Annotated in this window: 16 protein-coding genes and 11 tRNA genes; 24 read left to right on the top strand and 3 right to left on the bottom strand. The window is 44.3% G+C overall.

Annotated elements, in window-relative coordinates; all coding sequences use genetic code 11:
* Positions 1-92 precede the first annotated feature (92 nt).
* The gene (locus LG368_RS01205) at positions 93-890 is read right to left on the bottom strand and encodes a response regulator (RefSeq protein ID WP_226752890.1); all 798 of its coding nucleotides are present in this window, start codon (positions 888-890) and stop codon (positions 93-95) included.
* 142 nt (positions 891-1,032) lie between these two features.
* Here LG368_RS01205 and LG368_RS01200 point away from each other — a divergent pair, with 142 nt between their 5' ends.
* The 4 genes from LG368_RS01200 to LG368_RS01185 all read left to right on the top strand — a co-directional run bounded on the left by LG368_RS01200 (position 1,033) and on the right by LG368_RS01185 (position 3,884).
* A complete protein-coding gene (locus LG368_RS01200) occupies positions 1,033-1,311 on the top strand; it encodes a peptidylprolyl isomerase (RefSeq protein WP_226752889.1) in 279 nt (92 codons plus the stop codon).
* A gap of 20 nt (positions 1,312-1,331) precedes the next feature.
* Complete coding sequence (locus tag LG368_RS01195; RefSeq protein ID WP_226752888.1) at positions 1,332-1,757, top strand: protein tyrosine phosphatase family protein; 426 nt, start codon at positions 1,332-1,334, stop codon at positions 1,755-1,757.
* 126 nt (positions 1,758-1,883) lie between these two features.
* Positions 1,884-2,495: a helix-turn-helix domain-containing protein gene (locus tag LG368_RS01190; RefSeq protein ID WP_226752887.1), complete on the top strand. Its 612-nt coding sequence runs from the start codon at positions 1,884-1,886 to the stop codon at positions 2,493-2,495.
* A gap of 42 nt (positions 2,496-2,537) precedes the next feature.
* On the top strand, positions 2,538-3,884 hold the full coding sequence (locus LG368_RS01185; protein ID WP_226752886.1) for a class II 3-deoxy-7-phosphoheptulonate synthase: 1,347 nt from the start codon (positions 2,538-2,540) through the stop codon (positions 3,882-3,884).
* Positions 3,885-4,043: 159 nt separating this feature from the next.
* Here LG368_RS01185 and LG368_RS01180 read toward each other — a convergent pair whose 3' ends face one another.
* Together LG368_RS01180 and LG368_RS01175 are read right to left on the bottom strand one after the other, a co-directional pair.
* Positions 4,044-4,745: a GIY-YIG nuclease family protein gene (locus tag LG368_RS01180; protein WP_226752885.1), complete on the bottom strand. Its 702-nt coding sequence runs from the start codon at positions 4,743-4,745 to the stop codon at positions 4,044-4,046.
* 93 nt (positions 4,746-4,838) lie between these two features.
* Positions 4,839-5,465 (bottom strand): O-methyltransferase, encoded by a 627-nt coding sequence (locus LG368_RS01175; RefSeq protein ID WP_226752884.1) that lies wholly within the window; start codon positions 5,463-5,465, stop codon positions 4,839-4,841.
* Positions 5,466-5,697: 232 nt separating this feature from the next.
* On the opposite strand from LG368_RS01175, the gene thrS reads away from it, so the two are divergent.
* The 20 genes from thrS to LG368_RS01075 all read left to right on the top strand — a co-directional run bounded on the left by thrS (position 5,698) and on the right by LG368_RS01075 (position 17,032).
* The gene (gene thrS, locus LG368_RS01170; RefSeq protein WP_226752883.1) at positions 5,698-7,635 is read left to right on the top strand and encodes a threonine--tRNA ligase; all 1,938 of its coding nucleotides are present in this window, start codon (positions 5,698-5,700) and stop codon (positions 7,633-7,635) included.
* Between the two features lie 8 nt (positions 7,636-7,643).
* The gene (infC, locus tag LG368_RS01165; RefSeq protein ID WP_226752882.1) at positions 7,644-8,177 is read left to right on the top strand and encodes a translation initiation factor IF-3; all 534 of its coding nucleotides are present in this window, start codon (positions 7,644-7,646) and stop codon (positions 8,175-8,177) included.
* Positions 8,178-8,225: 48 nt separating this feature from the next.
* Complete coding sequence (rpmI, locus tag LG368_RS01160; protein WP_226752881.1) at positions 8,226-8,420, top strand: 50S ribosomal protein L35; 195 nt, start codon at positions 8,226-8,228, stop codon at positions 8,418-8,420.
* Between the two features lie 46 nt (positions 8,421-8,466).
* A complete protein-coding gene (gene rplT, locus LG368_RS01155; RefSeq protein WP_226752880.1) occupies positions 8,467-8,823 on the top strand; it encodes a 50S ribosomal protein L20 in 357 nt (118 codons plus the stop codon).
* A 131-nt stretch (positions 8,824-8,954) separates the two neighbouring features.
* On the top strand, positions 8,955-9,950 hold the full coding sequence (gene pheS / locus LG368_RS01150; protein ID WP_226752879.1) for a phenylalanine--tRNA ligase subunit alpha: 996 nt from the start codon (positions 8,955-8,957) through the stop codon (positions 9,948-9,950).
* Between the two features lie 22 nt (positions 9,951-9,972).
* Positions 9,973-12,357 carry a phenylalanine--tRNA ligase subunit beta gene (gene pheT, locus LG368_RS01145; RefSeq protein ID WP_226752878.1) on the top strand — a complete coding sequence of 795 codons (2,385 nt, stop codon included), beginning with the start codon at positions 9,973-9,975 and terminating at the stop codon, positions 12,355-12,357.
* Positions 12,358-12,361: 4 nt separating this feature from the next.
* Positions 12,362-12,658 (top strand): integration host factor subunit alpha, encoded by a 297-nt coding sequence (locus tag LG368_RS01140; RefSeq protein ID WP_226752877.1) that lies wholly within the window; start codon positions 12,362-12,364, stop codon positions 12,656-12,658.
* A gap of 300 nt (positions 12,659-12,958) precedes the next feature.
* Positions 12,959-13,035: transfer RNA gene (locus LG368_RS01135), tRNA-Pro, on the top strand.
* A 13-nt stretch (positions 13,036-13,048) separates the two neighbouring features.
* Positions 13,049-13,124, top strand: a tRNA-Thr gene (locus tag LG368_RS01130).
* A 70-nt stretch (positions 13,125-13,194) separates the two neighbouring features.
* A tRNA-Thr gene (locus tag LG368_RS01125) sits at positions 13,195-13,270 on the top strand.
* A gap of 47 nt (positions 13,271-13,317) precedes the next feature.
* A tRNA-Thr gene (locus LG368_RS01120) sits at positions 13,318-13,393 on the top strand.
* Between the two features lie 47 nt (positions 13,394-13,440).
* Positions 13,441-13,516, top strand: a tRNA-Thr gene (locus LG368_RS01115).
* 47 nt (positions 13,517-13,563) lie between these two features.
* Positions 13,564-13,639 (top strand) — tRNA-Thr (locus tag LG368_RS01110).
* Positions 13,640-13,669: 30 nt separating this feature from the next.
* Positions 13,670-13,745, top strand: a tRNA-Val gene (locus LG368_RS01105).
* Between the two features lie 52 nt (positions 13,746-13,797).
* Positions 13,798-13,874: transfer RNA gene (locus tag LG368_RS01100), tRNA-Asp, on the top strand.
* A 25-nt stretch (positions 13,875-13,899) separates the two neighbouring features.
* Positions 13,900-13,975 (top strand) — tRNA-Val (locus LG368_RS01095).
* Between the two features lie 53 nt (positions 13,976-14,028).
* Positions 14,029-14,105, top strand: a tRNA-Asp gene (locus LG368_RS01090).
* Between the two features lie 26 nt (positions 14,106-14,131).
* Positions 14,132-14,207, top strand: a tRNA-Val gene (locus LG368_RS01085).
* Between the two features lie 296 nt (positions 14,208-14,503).
* Entirely contained in the window at positions 14,504-15,397 is an 894-nt protein-coding gene (locus LG368_RS01080; RefSeq protein ID WP_226752876.1) for a DMT family transporter, read from the top strand.
* Between the two features lie 381 nt (positions 15,398-15,778).
* Entirely contained in the window at positions 15,779-17,032 is a 1,254-nt protein-coding gene (locus LG368_RS01075) for a sarcosine oxidase subunit beta family protein (RefSeq protein ID WP_226752875.1), read from the top strand.
* Positions 17,033-17,036: the final 4 nt, after the last annotated feature.

The following is a 17,036-nucleotide window of genomic DNA, read 5'->3' as shown; positions in this document are numbered from 1 at the left end:
TTTTTTGTGTTGTGTTGAATAAAACGTAAAAGAGAAATTTACCTGCGTAGATTTCTCTTTTTTATCTTATTGGTATATTTCGTGATAAGCGTTTAATTAAGAATTTTCGCCAGTAAATCTCGCACTACGCTGGGCTCGAAAGGTTTCCCGCAAACAGCATCGACACCTTCTTGGGTGATGTTAGCAAGCTGACTATCTTCAGCATTTGAGCTGACCATCAAAATGGGAATGTGTGCCAAGTCTGGATTCATTCTTACTGCATCCGTTAACTCCTTACCATCCATTTCAGGCATATTGTAGTCGGTTACAATAAGGTCAAATTCGTTTGCCTCAAGCGTTTCTATGGCTTCTTTGCCGTCTTTGGCGAAGGCGATGTCTTCTATACCCATGGTGTTGAGTGTTTTGCTGATGTGTTTGCGAGCTAGTGGACTATCATCGGCAACTAAGACGCGCAGTGTTCTTGGATCAAAAAGCTCTAGATCCAGGTCTTCTTCCATGACGAAATCCAACGTAGCGTGAACAGCTCTTTTTAAGTCTTTTTGATTAAATGGTTTAGGTAAAATGGCCAGTACGCCCGACTGTTTTAAGTGCTCCAGATGCGCTTTATTTCTCTCGCTTGAAATAAGCATAAAGCACTGTGATTCCGTGTCTGGATTGGTGCGAATCTGATCAATCAGATCATCTGCTGTGCCATCGGGTAAGTACATGGCGGAAATAACCAGATCAGGAGGGAAAGAGGCTAGGGTTTGGAGTGTTTCTTCAATGGTTGAGCAGAATTCAATTTGTTGTATGCCGGCATCATGGAGGGCTAACGTAATAATTTTCCGTTGTGTTTCCGAAGGTTCAACAAGAAGAAACGACAGGTCGCTTATTAATGCATAAGAGGTCATGGTAGTATTCCGTTTTAATAAATTGATATAAGTTCTATTTCTTATTAAGACTGACAGAAGATTAGTGATTGTCATTAGATCCTTCTATTATACTTAGCAAGATAGCACGTTTTATGAGTTCTTTGATAATGATGAGGGTTAGATGTCTATCGCAAGCGCATGTCATATTTTAGTGAAAACAAAAGCAGAAGCGGATTCACTGAAATTGAAACTTGATAAAAAAGCGGATTTTCATAAATTGGCTAAGCAATACTCCATTTGTCCTTCGGGAAAAAAGGGAGGAGACCTTGGTGAGTTTCGAAAAGGCGATATGGTTCCGGCCTTTGATAAGGCGGTTTTTAATGGGCCGCTATACAAGGTGCAGGGGCCAATAAAGACACAATTTGGCTTTCACCTCATAAAAGTGTTGTATCGTTCTTAAATTTTTTAAAGGAAGAAGTTATGAATACCTTAGCTGAACTAGACGCTTATTACTTTGCGACACCACAACTTGTGGCGGAAGATCTTGCTTCGCTGAAAGAGCAAGGCTTTGAGCGTGTTATTAATAACCGACCTGAAGGTGAGGCGGATGATCAGCCAGTGGGTGACGAGCTTCGCGCAGCTGCAGAGGCGCTTGGTCTTGAGTATATTGCCAACCCAATTGATCTTCCTAAGCTGTCTCAAGTTCAAATTGATCAGCAAGGTAATGCAATTGCCGAGCAGAAAAAGACGGTTGCTTTTTGTCGCACCGGAACACGTTCTACTGTTCTATGGGTATTGCTAGAAAACGCGAAAGGCGGAAATATTGATACCTTATCTGCTTATGCTGCTGCAAAAGGGTTTGATTTAACCCGTTGTGAGCCAGCCATGGCACCTTGGTTAAAATAATCCTTCTTTAGTGCTTGCCAAGCCAAAGGCTTTTTGTGCTTGGCAGCATTTAGGATTGTTTTCTGCTCTGGGTTGCTTTATAAATTATCTTATAAATCAACCCTTCGAGTCGCATATTAGTAATTTATGGTCAGTCGTCCCTCATTAGAAACCGCAACATCCTCAGATCCAGATCGTTTTGTTGAGCCGCTAGAGTTAGGAAAGCGAGTAAAAGAAATTCGTCTTGCCAAAGGTTGGACGCTTGAAGAGGTTGGGAGAAGAACGGGAATTGCACGTTCTACCCTCTCAAAAATAGAAAACGATCAAGTCTCCCCCAGTTTCACTATCGTGCAAAAGCTTATTAAAGGTCTTGAGATGGATTTGCCGCAACTGTTTGTTGAGGCAACAGAGTATTCCATTGCAGGACGACGAGACATTACCCGTAAAGGTAAGGGTGAGCCTCATCCTACCACGACCTATGAGCATGAACTGTTAAACTATTCTATTAGTCGAAAGAAAATGGTGCCCTTTAAAACGCGGGTGCGTGCCAGGTCTTTTGCGGAGTTTAAAGAGTGGGTTCGCCACGATGGTGAAGAATTCCTCCTGGTGCTAGAAGGTAAAATTAATTTTTTCTCTGAACTCTATGAGCCGATTGAATTAAAAGAAGGGGATAGCGTGTATTATGATGCCACTATGGGACACGCCCTCGTTTCTTTGTCTGCAGAAGATGCTGAAATTTTATGGGTGGTTGCTCGTTAATCACGATTGAATATTATTTGTAGAAAAAGGTTGTAAGGTATTATGAAAGAGTGGGGACTAACAAGTTGGAGAGATAAAACGGCATTACAGCAGCCGGTTTATCCAAGTGCTGAGCATTTGGCTCAGGTAGAAAGTACGTTAGGTAAAATGCCTCCTCTTGTGTTTGCGGGTGAAGCGCGTCAATTGAAAAAAGCGCTGGCTCAAGTGGCAAATGGACAGTCATTTTTATTACAAGGTGGTGACTGCGCAGAAAGTTTTGCAGAATTTCACGCCAACAATATTCGTGACACTTTTAAAGTGATGCTGCAAATGGCGGTTGTATTGACTTACGCCGGTAAATGCCCTGTTGTCAAAGTTGGGCGTATGGCGGGTCAGTTTGCTAAGCCAAGATCATCGGGCATGGAGACGGCAAACGGTATTGAGTTGCCAAGTTATCGTGGCGATATTATCAACGGTATCGAGTTTTCCGAATCGGCGCGCATTCCTGATCCTGAGCGTTTGGTTCAGGTCTATAATCAAAGCGCCGCGACCATGAACTTATTGCGTGCTTTTGCTCAAGGTGGCTTTGCCGATTTGCATCAGGTGCACCAGTGGAACCTAGACTTTTTAAACGCCAGTCCCGCAGGCAGTCGTTTTCAAGGTGTGGCGAGTAAAATTGATGATGCATTACAATTTATGCAAGCGTGTGGTGTCGGCTCAGACATTGGCCAGTTTAAAGAAACCGATTTTTACACCTCCCATGAGGCGCTTCTTTTGCCATATGAGCAAGCGTTGACGCGTAAAGACAGTTTGACGGGAGAGTGGTACGACTGTTCAGCGCATATGTTATGGATTGGCGACCGCACACGTCAACTGGATGGTGCTCATGTTGAGTTTTTACGCGGCGTACAAAATCCAATTGGTGTAAAAGCGGGGCCGACAATGGACCCTGAAGACCTGTTGAAATTGTGTGATGTGCTGAACCCTAACAACGAAGCGGGTCGCTTAAATATCATTGTTCGCATGGGTGCAGATAAAGTAGAAGAGGGCATGCCTAAGCTGATTCAGGCGATTCAGCGAGAAGGTAAAAACGTCGTGTGGAGCAGTGATCCTATGCATGGAAACACCGTCAAGGCATCAACGGGCTACAAAACGCGTCGTGTTGATGATGTATTAAAAGAAGTTCAGCAATTCTTTCAAGTGCATAATGCAGAAGGTAGCTATGCGGGTGGCGTACATTTCGAAATGACCGGCCAAAATGTCACCGAATGTGTCGGTGGTGCGTTTGAAGTGACGGAAGCAGATTTAGCCGATCGTTACCATACTCACTGTGATCCTCGCCTTAATGCGGATCAATCCCTAGAGTTGGCCTTCATGATTTCTGAGACACTAAAGAAAGCAAGAGGCTAGTGGTTGGTGTCTTTGTATTGATATATTGGTAATAGTGTTGGTAGTAGGTATTGACGATCAGTACTGGGATCAAAGCTAGAATCAAAAAAAGCTCAGGCGACATAATCGCCTGAGCTTTTTTGTACTAAACCGTCTTGTGTTGTCTAGTTGCTTTGTGCGTTAGCCTTTGCGACGACGAAAAGCTGACGTGGCAGATTTTGATGTGACATCAATCTTTGCCATGATCAGAGCCATTTCATCAGCTTCAGCTTGCTGTTGTGACTTTAGTGTTTCTTCACGTTCTTTTTTGGCGGCTCTTTCAGCCTCATTTAGCATTTTTTGTATGCTGGCTTTGCTTTTTGCGCGAGGGGCCGCTTTTTTCTTTTTTTCTTCCGTTGCAACGGCTGGCGTATCTAAACGATCTTCGCCAATCAATTCACCAAAAAATGACTTCGCGGTTGGTGCAGGCTCAACGATTTTTTTTGGCAGCTCAACGGCTTTCTTGGTCGCCGTCTTGCGTGTTTTTTTAGGTTGCTCTGCGGTCGACACACCGTTTGCATCAAACATGGCTTTTTTGCCAAAGCTCAGGCCCGCAGTTTTTTCGGCGGTTTGAGCAATTTTGTAACCGCGTAGACTCTCGCCGTTGTAAATAGTGATGTAGTCTGTTTCAAGTTCGTAAAGTTCTTGCTTGTCCGTTGTTTCGTAAAGCTCTTCAACGGTAAAGGCGTCTACACCGTTTTCTCTGATGTCATTGTACAGAGGGAAATCAAGGCCTTCTGCAGTGGCCTCAACATACTGCTCAAAGCGCTGAAAGCCGCTATTAAACGATGTGCCAATATAGTGTTTTCCAGAAATGTTATTCGTGATTTTAAAAACGACCAAAATCGTTGCCTCTTAATTAATGTCTTAATAGAACGCATAGCACCCAATCACTCAAGGATAGGCTCAAGTGACTGGGTGTTATAAAGAATGGGGTTAGTGTTTTACGACGATATTTAATCCGTCACGTACATTTAAATGCACGTTTTCAACGCGTTTATCTTGTGCAATCAAACGGTTGAGTTGATTAACAGCGATGTCGCTGTTCTCTTTGGGGTCTAGAACGCGTCCATGCCATACCGAGTTATCAATAATAATTAAACCGCCCGATCGAACGATGGGCAGTACGGCTTCGTAATAGTTTAAATAATTACGCTTGTCCGCATCGATAAACACAAGGTCAAACAAACCGTCTAGATTTTCTATTGTTTCAAGAGCAGGGCCAAAGATCGCTTGGATTTTGTGCCCAAATTCGCTTCGATCAAAGAAAGACTGAGCAAATTCGATGGCTCTGGGATTGGTTTCACAGCAAATAAGCTGACCATCTTTAGACATGCCTTCAGCGATAGACAATGCTGAATAACCTGTAAACATACCTATTTCAAGGGCGCGTTTAGGCTGAGCAATCTTCGTCAGTAACTTCAATGTACGGCCAATGGTCTTGCCTGACAACTTATCCGGGTAGCCCATGTCTGAATACGTTTTTTCAACCAACTCAACCAGTAACTCAGGTTCTGATTGGGTGGTCTCGATGCAGTAGTCGTCAAGTGTTTTGAGATCCATAGTGCCTAATATCTAAAGTGTGTGAAACGACTGATGATTTTACTCTGAGTGCAGAGAATGTCCATGGCTTAAATGCACAAAAAACACTTGATTTTTATTGATATAGACAGGCTCTACCTATTGACCTGATAAAAATAGAGTCGCGTGGTGATCCTAAAAGTGATAGTTTACGTGATGAAATTTACATGTGCTCTTTGGTATGGAGCACCACTGACTCCGATAGGGGAATAAAATGCCTGTAATTACTTTGCCTGATGGCAGCCAACGTTCTTTTTCAAATCCTGTCACTGTTTTGCAAGTTGCCGAAGACATCGGTCCTGGTCTTGCTAAAGCAACCGTCGCAGGTCGTATTAATGGTCAACTTGTTGATGCCTGTGAGCTGATTTCTGACGATGCTAATGTGAGCATAGTGACAGGGAAAGACGCTGAAGGTGTTGAGATCATTCGACATTCTTTTGCTCACCTTGTTGGGCACGCTGTAAAGCAATTGTATCCCACCGCAAAAATGGCGATTGGGCCAGTTATTGATGAAGGGTTTTACTACGATATTGCTTATGAGCGTCCTTTTACGCCAGAAGATTTAGCGGCAATAGAAAAACGCATCGGTGAATTGGTGAAAACCGATTACGATGTTATCAAGAAAATGACGCCAGTCGCAGAAGCGCGTCAGTTGTTCGTTGATCGTGATGAAACATACAAGGTTGCCTTGATTGATGACATGGATGGCAGTGTTCAAGACGTGGGTCTTTACTACCACGAAGAATACTTAGATATGTGTCGTGGTCCTCATATAGCGAATACGCGTGTGTTGCGTCATTTTAAATTGATGAAACTGGCCGGTGCGTACTGGCGTGGTGATTCTAATAATGAGCAGCTACAACGTATCTACGGTACGGCTTGGAATGATAAAAAAGAGCTGAAAGCGTATTTGACACGCATCGAGGAAGCAGAAAAGCGTGACCATCGTAAGTTGGGCAAAAAGCTGGATCTTTTTCATGTTCAGGAAGAAGCACCGGGCATGGTGTTTTGGCATCCTAAAGGTTGGCGTTTATATCAAGTTGTTGAACAGTACATGCGTCAGAAACAGCTTGATAATAACTATCAAGAAGTGAAAACGCCGCAGATTGTAGACCGTGTGCTCTGGGAAAAATCTGGGCATTGGGGTAAATATCATGAAAATATGTTTACCACGCATTCTGAAAATCGTGATTATGCCGTTAAGCCAATGAACTGCCCTTGTCATATCCAAGTGTATAATCAAGGGCTAAAAAGCTACCGTGATCTACCATTCCGTATGGCTGAGTTTGGCTCTTGTCACCGTAATGAGCCGTCAGGTGCTCTGCATGGTATTATGCGTGTCCGTAATTTTGTTCAAGACGATGGGCATATCTTTGTGACAGAAGGTCAAATTCAGCAAGAAGTGTCTGAGTTTATTGATCTATTGCATGAAGTGTACGAAGACTTTGGTTTTGAGAGCATTATTTATAGGTTATCTACCCGACCTGAACAGCGTGTTGGGTCTGATGAGGTGTGGGATAAAGCAGAAAAGGCGTTGTCTGATGCGCTAGATTTGGCAGGGCTGGATTGGGAAGAGTTGCCAGGTGAGGGCGCGTTTTACGGGCCTAAAGTTGAATTCTCTTTAAAAGATGCCATCGGCCGTGTTTGGCAGTGTGGGACCATTCAGGTTGATTTCTCAATGCCGACTCGTTTGGGGGCGCAATATGTGTCAGAAGATGGTTCTCGGCAAACGCCTGTTATGCTGCACCGTGCCATCGTTGGTTCTTTAGAGCGTTTCATCGGTATTTTGATCGAGGAAACAGAGGGAGCTTTTCCGGTATGGCTTGCACCTGAACAAGTTGTTATCATGAATATAACAGATCGTCAGGCAGACTATTGCGCCGATTTGGAAAAAAGATTGAATTCAAATGGCTTTAGAGCAAAACTGGACTTGAGAAACGAGAAGATCGGGTTTAAAATCCGTGAGCATACTCTTCAAAGAGTCCCTTATATGATTGTTGTCGGTGATAAAGAAGTTGAGCAACAGCAAGTTGCTGTTCGAACTCGTACTGGCGACGACCTTGGAGTGATGAGTATTTCTGATTTTGAAGGTTTGCTTCAACAAGAAATTGCTCGCCGTAGCCGTAAACAAGAAGTGGAGATAGTACTATAAAAGGTAATATGAATCGTGGGCGTGCAGCTAGTAAGCAGCGTCCTCAAATCAACGAGAACATTCGAGCAACAGAAGTCCGTTTAATTGCGGCTGATGGTGAACAAATTGGTGTTGTTTCGATTGAGGAAGCGCTAAAGGCGGCTCAAGAAGCAACCCTTGACCTAGTGCAAATTGCTGATTCCGATCCGATTGTTTGTAAAATCATGGACTATGGTAAGCATATTTTTGAGGCAAAGAAAGCGAAAGCTGCCCAGAAGAAAAATGCGAAGCAAATCCAAGTGAAAGAAATGAAATTCCGTCCAGGGACGGAGGAAGGGGATTATCAGGTAAAACTCCGCAACCTGATACGTTTCCTTGAAGGCGGGGATAAGGCTAAGGTGTCATTACGATACCGTGGTCGTGAAATGGCCCATCAGGAGCTTGGCATGCAACTTATGAATCGAGTCGCTCAAGACTTAGAGGATTATGGTTCCGTGGAGCAAGCTGCGAAAATGGAAGGTCGTCAATTGACTATGGTGCTAGGCCCCAAAAAGAAGAAGTAATTTTTAATAAATTACACCAACATTAACGAATGCGAGAGTGGTTTTATCATGTCCAAAATTAAGTCACACAGTGGCGCATCTAAGCGCTTCAAACGTACCGCGAATGGTTTTAAGCATAAGCAGTCTCATACTAGTCACATTTTGACTAAAAAATCGACTAAGCGTAAGCGTCATCTTCGTTCTTTGAACCAAGTTGCACAGAGCGATAAAGCTTTGATCGTACGCATGTTGCCGTACATCTAAGTCTCGATTTTTAAGTTTATTAATTCATTAGTATAAGGTTTATATTATGCCTCGCGTAAAACGTGGTGTTCAGGCTCGTCGCCGTCACAAGAAGATTTTAAAGCAAGCTAAAGGTTACTATGGTGCACGTAGCCGTGTATTTCGTGTAGCAAAACAAGCTGTTATCAAAGCTGGTCAATACCAATACCGTGACCGTCGTCAACGTAAACGTCAATTCCGCGCATTGTGGATTGCACGTATTAACGCTGCTGCACGTATCAATGGTATGTCTTACAGCCGTTTCATTGCTGGCTTGAAAAAAGCGGCTATTGAAATTGACCGTAAGGTACTGGCTGACCTAGCTGTGTACGAGAAAGAAGTGTTTGCTGCTATCGTTGAAAAAGCGAAAGCAAGCTTGGCTTAATTTCTGACGTAGCCTTAGAGTGATTCATTTTTAGTAGATATTTGTCTGATGGAAATGAGTCATTCAATGCAGTCTTTGATAGGGGAAGAGCCACAGGTTCTTCCCCTATTTTATTTTTTGGAGTATGAAAAATGGAGAACCTAAAGCAGATTCTTGCTGATGCGCTGAGCGCAGTGGCTGCATCTGAAAGTGAGTCCGCACTAGATGATGTCCGCGTGCATTATTTGGGTAAAAAGGGCGCGCTAACCGCTTTGCTAAAACAGCTTGGTAACGTTTCTGCAGAGGATAGACCCAAATTTGGCCAGCTCGTTAACGAAGCAAAAGGTCAGGTTCAAGAGAGAATCACTGAGCGTAAATCATCGTTGGCCAAAGCGGCGTTGAATGCTAAATTGGCAACAGAGACCATTGATATTTCTCTATCTGGTAAGGGTCAAGAGGTGGGTGGTTTACACCCAGTGACTCGAACAATGGAGCGTATTGAAACGTTTTTCCGAGGCATTGGTTTTGACGTAGCGGCTGGTCCTGAAATTGAAGATGACTATCATAATTTTGAAGCGCTCAATATTCCTGCTCACCACCCAGCAAGAGCCATGCAGGATACCTTTTACTTTAATCCAAACACTGTACTAAGAACGCACACATCGCCAGTTCAAGTACGCACAATGGAAACAACTCAGCCACCTATTCGTATTATTTGTCCTGGCCGAGTTTACCGTTGTGATTCCGATCAGACGCATACACCGATGTTTCACCAGGTGGAAGGTTTACTGATTGATGAAAATATTTCTTTTGCGGATTTAAAAGGCATTTTGCAACAGTTTCTGAATGTTTTCTTTGAAGACGATTTAAAAGTGCGCTTTCGCCCAAGTTATTTCCCATTCACCGAGCCCTCCATTGAAGTAGACATCATGCGTACCAATGCGCAAGGTGAAGAGTCTTGGCTTGAGGTGTTAGGGTGCGGCATGGTGCACCCTAAGGTGCTGGAAATGTCGGGTATCGACTCAGAAAAATACACAGGGTTTGCTTTTGGTATGGGCGTCGAGCGCTTTGCTATGCTGCGTTATAAAGTAGACGACCTAAGAATGTTTTTTGAAAACGACTTGCGCTTTCTTAAGCAATTCAAATAACCAATTGACCTAGGGTGTATGTATGAAAATCAGTGAAAATTGGCTAAGAGAATGGGTCAATCCAGCAATCGGCAGCGATGAATTGGTTGCTCAAATTACTTTGGCAGGCCTAGAAGTAGATGAAGTACTGTCTGTGGCGTCTGCTTTTTCGGGTGTTGTCGTAGGTGAAATAACCGCGGCTGAGCAGCATCCCAATGCGGATAAGTTAAGAGTTTGCCAGGTCTCTGACGGCGTTGAGACGTTTCAAGTGGTATGTGGTGCGCCTAATGCGCGAGCAGGTATTAAAATTCCCTTCGCAAAGATTGGTGCTGTATTAGGGGAAGATTTTAAGATAAAAAAAGCAAAGCTGCGTCAAGTGGAATCATTTGGCATGCTGTGTTCTGCTTCCGAATTAGGTTTGAGTGATGATCACGACGGTATTATGGAATTGCCGTTATCGGCTCCCGTTGGTGAAGATTTCCGTGCTTTCTTAGATTTAGACGATTGCATTATTGATGTTGATTTGACGCCGAACCGTAGCGATTGTTTAAGTCTTGCTGGTTTGGCTCGTGAAGTTGGCGTACTGAATAAAGTAGATTTAACGCCTGTACAGATCGTGCCAGCCGTAACAACATTGGAAGACGTCTTTCCTGTTCGTGTTGAGGCGCCTAAAGCTTGTCCTCGTTATTTAGGTCGTGTTATCCGTGGTGTTAATGTTGCGGTTGAAACACCTTTATGGATGGTAGAGAAACTGCGTCGTAGTGGTATTCGCTCCATTGATCCTATTGTTGATATTACCAACTACGTCATGCTTGAGCTTGGTCAACCGATGCACGCTTTTGATTTGTCGAACTTATCGAATTCTGTGGTTGTACGAATGGCGACGCAGGGCGAACAAATTACTTTGCTTGATGGTCAAGATGTCACGCTCCGCGAAGACACTATGGTGATCGCAGATGAATCTAAGGCATTGGCTATTGCGGGTGTGATGGGCGGTGAGGGATCAGGTGTCACCACGGAGACACAAGATATCTTTCTTGAGAGTGCGTTCTTTGCCCCTATTGCTCTGGCTGGAAAAGCGCGTTCTTATGGTTTGCATACAGATGCTTCTCATCGTTATGAGCGTGGTGTTGATGCCACTTTACAAGAAAAAGCGATGGAGCGTGCTACCGCGCTCGTGTTAGATATCGCAGGTGGTAATGCCGGCCCGATAACCCATACCGTTGACGAAGGCTCTCTTCCTGAGGCAATGATCGTGACATTGCGCCGTAAGAAGCTTGATCAGTACCTTGCTGTGTCTATTGATCAGTCACTTGTGACCGATATTTTGACGCGTCTGGGTCTGGAAATGGTTGAGGTAACGGATCAGGAGTGGGTAACAAAAGCGCCATCACATCGCTTTGATATTGCTATTGAGGCGGATTTGATTGAGGAAGTCGCTCGCATCTACGGGTATGACAATTTGCCTTCTTCCATGCCAACGGCGGCGGTTAACTTTACACCATTGTCAGAATCAAAAGCACAAATACAGGCGTTGCGTTCTATTTTGGTGTCTCAAGGCTATCAAGAAGCGGTGACTTACAGTTTTATTGATCCTGTGCTGAGTAAACAGTTTTTACCGGCGATTGAGCCTGTGCCATTAGCAAACCCTATTTCAGTTGATATGGGGGTTATGCGACCTAGTTTAGTGCCAGGTTTGGTGAAGGCGTACTTGCATAACCAGAATCGTCAGCAATCCCGTGTTCGTCTGTTTGAAACAGGTCGTCGCTTTATTGGGTCTGTTGAGGCGTTGTCTGAGTTGGATCAGCAGCAGCAAATTTCAGGTCTTATTGCGGGGTCTCGTTACCCTGAAGGCTGGTATCACGGCAGTGAGAAAGTGGATTTTTATGACTTAAAAGCCCACGTTGAAGCCTTGTTTGCTTTAAACGACGGTGATCGTCCAAGTTATGAGCGCTCTCAGTGTGAGTTTTTGCACCCAGGCCGTTCTGCAGATCTGTTCGTTGGAGGCAAGTTTGTTGGTCTGATGGGGGAGTTGCACCCTCAGCTTGCTAAGTCATTAGGCGCCAATCAGCCTATTTATGTGTTTGATATTGCTTTAGACGCCGTGCTTGATGCTCAGCTGCCACAATATCAGTCTGTGTCTCGCTTTCCTGAAGTTAGAAGAGACCTGGCATTGCTGGTGGACCGTGATGTACCTGTTAGTCAACTTGAAAAGGTCATAGCGGACGCGGCCGGTGATGCTTTTAAAGCTGTGCTGGTATTCGATATTTATCAAGGCCAGGGCATTGATGAATCGAAAAAAAGTGTCGCATTGGGCTTGACGTGGCAGCATCCATCACACACTCTTAGTGATGAAGAAGTAAACAACTCTGTCGAAAAAACTGTCACCGCTTTGGCGGATCAGTTAGGAGCCGTTGTAAGGGGATAGATGTATGGCATCGTTGACGAAGGCCGATCTTGCTGAAAATTTAGTTGATTCAGTTGGGTTGAGTAAAAAAGACGCAAAAGATTTGGTTGAAGGTTTCTTTGATGTGGTGAGAGCTTCGTTAGTAGAGAGACAACAAGTTAAGCTGTCGGGCTTTGGTAACTTTGAAGTTCGAGAGAAAAGTCAGCGGCCTGGTCGAAACTCAAAAACAGGTGAAGAGATTCCTATTACTGCACGTACTGTTGTGACTTTTCGTCCGGGTCAGAAACTGAAGTCCAAAGTTGAAGACTATATGCAAGAGTAATTATTGCGACGAATGAAGTTCTGCTTTTACTGAAGAAGATCGGATCTTACTTAAAAAGCCACCTTTGAAGTTATTCCCATCAGTTGGGCTATCCAATTAATAGGGACTTCACTTAAAGGTGGCTTTTTAATGATCATAGTTTAGACGAGTTAAGAGGGCAAAAGGCCCCCTTGTTGGTTTGACGTAAAACAAGATTGATTTCTCGATATTTTTTTAAGAAAAGGCTTCCCTTTTTAAATTGTTATAGTAATATACGCACCCGCTGACAATGACAGGGAATACTCTTTTATTGTTAGTGTTCGGGGCGTAGCGCAGCCTGGTAGCGCACTAGCATGGGGTGCTAGTGGTCGCAGGTTCAAATCCTGCCGTCCCGACCAAGATTATTTATTTGCCGCTATAGCTCAGTTGGTAGAGCATCTGACTTGTAATCAGAGGGTCCCGAGTTCGACTCTTGGTGGCGGCACCAAAATAAAATTGGTCAAAGTTTTTGTTTGTTGGTAACAATAAATAGAAATAAAATAGTATCTGCTTTTTTAGCCGCTATAGCTCAGTTGGTAGAGCATCTGACTTGTAATCAGAGGGTCCCGAGTTCGACTCTTGGTGGCGGCACCACTTAGATTAAGTGTTAAAAAAGTGGAGAGCAGGGTGCGTTTTGTATTGCCGCTATAGCTCAGTTGGTAGAGCATCTGACTTGTAATCAGAGGGTCCCGAGTTCGACTCTTGGTGGCGGCACCACTTAGATTAAGTGTTAAAAAAGTGGAGAGCAGGGTGCGTTTTGTATTGCCGCTATAGCTCAGTTGGTAGAGCATCTGACTTGTAATCAGAGGGTCCCGAGTTCGACTCTTGGTGGCGGCACCACTTAGATTAAGTGTTAAAAAAGTGGAGAGCAGGGTGCGTTTTGTATTGCCGCTATAGCTCAGTTGGTAGAGCATCTGACTTGTAATCAGAGGGTCCCGAGTTCGACTCTTGGTGGCGGCACCATTTCTTAGTGATATGGTAATAATGTATGTTGGGTGTGTAGCTCAGTTGGGAGAGCGTCGCCCTTACAAGGCGAATGTCGGGAGTTCGAACCTCTCCACACCCACCACTAACTAGACAGTGGGTTTATTAATCGATAAACAAGAGTCCTAGAATGTGTTGGAGTGGTAGTTCAGTTGGTTAGAATACCTGCCTGTCACGCAGGGGGTCGCGGGTTCGAGTCCCGTCCATTCCGCCATTTTTACAATCGCAAACTATGAGTTGGGTGTGTAGCTCAGTTGGGAGAGCGTCGCCCTTACAAGGCGAATGTCGGGAGTTCGAACCTCTCCACACCCACCACTAACTAGACAGTGGGTTTACTTAAAAGGTAAATAAGAGCCCTAGAATGTGTTGGAGTGGTAGTTCAGTTGGTTAGAATACCTGCCTGTCACGCAGGGGGTCGCGGGTTCGAGTCCCGTCCATTCCGCCATTTTTATAATGGCAAAACAACGAGTTGGGTGTGTAGCTCAGTTGGGAGAGCGTCGCCCTTACAAGGCGAATGTCGGGAGTTCGAACCTCTCCACACCCACCATTAGTAATATTAAAAACACTCTTCAAGTTTCCAGTCTGTAAGTTTTTTCCTCTTTATGTGTTATATTACATCCATGGCTATAAATTTTTGAACTATGCCTTGTGTCGTAAATATAGCTAATCTACCTCTCAAAAATTATTCCTCTTTTTTATTACCTATATTCTAAAATTATTTTTGTGTATTCTGATTTTTGTATTAATAAGTCAAAAATTCTCTCTTTTTTCTTTCTAAATACGTAATCTCACTTCATCGAACTTCTTTATCACGCCAATATTTGTAGCTAATGAGTTAACTCAATGATTGTGTCTATTTTTCATAAGGTGCCAATTGGTATTCGTTATGTGTTGATGTCGGCGGCGGGCTTCGCTCTGATGGCGACCTTGGTTAAGTGGGTAAGCACCTACGGTATTCCTGTCTTTGAAATCGTGGCGGCGCGTTGTTTGGTGTCGGTAGTGATGAGTTATGTGGCGGTAAAGCGCAAAGGCATTTCTATTCTTGGTAATAATCGAAAACTGCTGTTTGCGCGTGGTGCGATTGGAACGCTGGCGTTGATGTGCGTGTATTACGCTTTAACAACCTTACCTTTGGCGGAAGCAACTTTATTGCAATACGTTCACCCTGTTTTTACCGCGTTACTCGCTTTATTTTTTTTAGGAGAAAAAATCACGAAATACATGGTTATTTGCATTGCGTTGAGTTTATCCGGCTTGTTGTTTATTGCGGGTGCAGATGTGTTTTCTATTGCCCATGCAAGCTTGCCGTTGCTCAGTGTTGTACTTGCCTTGATGGGGGCATTGGGAAGTGCGATTGCTTATGTCATTGTACGCCGGTTAAGTAAAACAGAAGACAGTTCAGTCATTATTTTTTACTTCCCCATGATTGCGTTCCCCTTATCGGTTTTATTACTAGGGGACAATTTTGTGATGCCCACGTTTGATGTTTTTATTCTACTGATTTTTATTGGTGTCTTTACACAAATAGGGCAGCTTGGCATGACCATGGGGATGAAAACGTTAGCCGCTGGCGTGGCTTCAGCTTACTCTTACATTCAATTGGTTTTTACGGTGGCATTAGGTTGGCTGGTCTTTAGCGAGATTCCTGTGATTACCACTTGGATTGGAGGGGCTCTCATTGTGTGTGGCGCTCTAGTGAATGTGTATGGTGAGATGAACAGAAAAAAAGTGCGTTAAAAACGCCATAATGGATATGGCTGCCCTTGCCATTATTCATATCAAATGTATTAGTGCATTGCCGACGGTTTTGATTGTGTCGTTCAGCTTCCTAGCACGTTTTCTTATATTCATAATATTTTCCTTCTCTGTCGCAATTTGGCATTCCTAAGGCGTGCTCGCGCATAGCATCTTCAATCAGACCCGCTAATATCCACTTCTACTGATGACATTGCTACGACAATGAGAGGTAAAACGCATGCTCGTTGCGATATATTGCCGATCAAAAAAGGCTAAGGCCTTAGGCGCTGGCCATCGGTTTTATCAATTGTTTTTTTAGACATTTGGCGGCTTGCAGCGATGTGTTAATGGCAAGACGGCCAGTAAATGGGAGCTGATATTATGCAGAAATATTCAGGTTTCGGGCTGTTTAAACACAGTTTGACGCATCATGAAAACTGGCAGCGCGTATGGCGTAATCCAGCGCCAAAGAAAAAATACGATGTGATTATCATTGGTGGCGGCGGTCATGGTTTAGCAACCGCTTATTACTTGGCAAAAGAACATGGCATTACCAATGTGGCAGTGCTTGAGAAGGGGCATTTAGGTGGTGGTAATGCTTGTCGTAATACCACCATCGTTCGTTCTAACTATCTGTGGGATGAGTCGGCGGCTTTGTATGAGCACTCCATGCAGTTGTGGGAAGGGCTTTCACAGGAGCTTAATTATAATGTGATGTTCTCACAACGGGGTGTCTATCATACCTGTCATACACTTCAGGATATGCGCACCAACGAGCGTTTGGTCGCAGCTAACTGTTTGCAAGGTATCGACAATGAAATGGTCGACGCAGAACAACTGCAAAAAGAAATTCCAACCATGGACTGCTCGAAAAACGCCCGTTATCCCATTATGGGGGCATCGGTTCAGCGTCGTGCGGGTAATGCTCGCCATGATGCAGTCGCTTGGGGCTATGCCCGTGCCGCAGATGCGTTGGGTGTGGATCTGATTCAAAACTGCGAAGTGATTGATATGGAGATCAACGATGGCAAAATCACCGGGGTGAAAACGAAGCAATACGGCATGATAAAAGCCGATCGTGTTGGCTGTGTTGTTGCAGGTAATAGCGGTGTATTGGCGAAAATGGCTGGCTTTGAATTGCCTGTTGAATCACATCCTCTACAAGCGTTGGTGTCTGAGCCGATCAAACCCTTCCTTGATACCGTGGTGATGTCTAACCATGTGCATGGCTATATGAGTCAGTCTGATAAAGGCGATTTAGTCATCGGTGCCGGTATTGATGGCTGGGTGGGTTACGGTCAGCGTGGTTCTTACGGCATTATCGAACATACCATTCAAGCCATTGTGGAGATGTTTCCGTGTACCAGTCGGGTTCGAATGAATCGTCAGTGGGGAGGAATTGTCGATGCCTGCCCAGATGCTAGCCCGATTATCTCTGAGACGCCGATTAAAAATCTGTTCTTTAACTGTGGTTGGGGAACCGGTGGGTTTAAAGGCACACCAGGGTCGGGCAATTTGTTTGCGCATACTTTGGCCGATGGCAAACCGCATCCCATTGCGGAGCCTTTTTCCATTAAGCGCTTTCACACAGGTGCACTGATTGATGAACACGGCGCTGCCGGCGTCGCACACTAATAGG

It is taken from the genome of Marinomonas algarum (assembly GCF_020532605.1).
Lineage (GTDB): Bacteria > Pseudomonadota > Gammaproteobacteria > Pseudomonadales > Marinomonadaceae > Marinomonas > Marinomonas algarum.
This window is presented reverse-complemented; position numbering and strand designations above follow the sequence as displayed.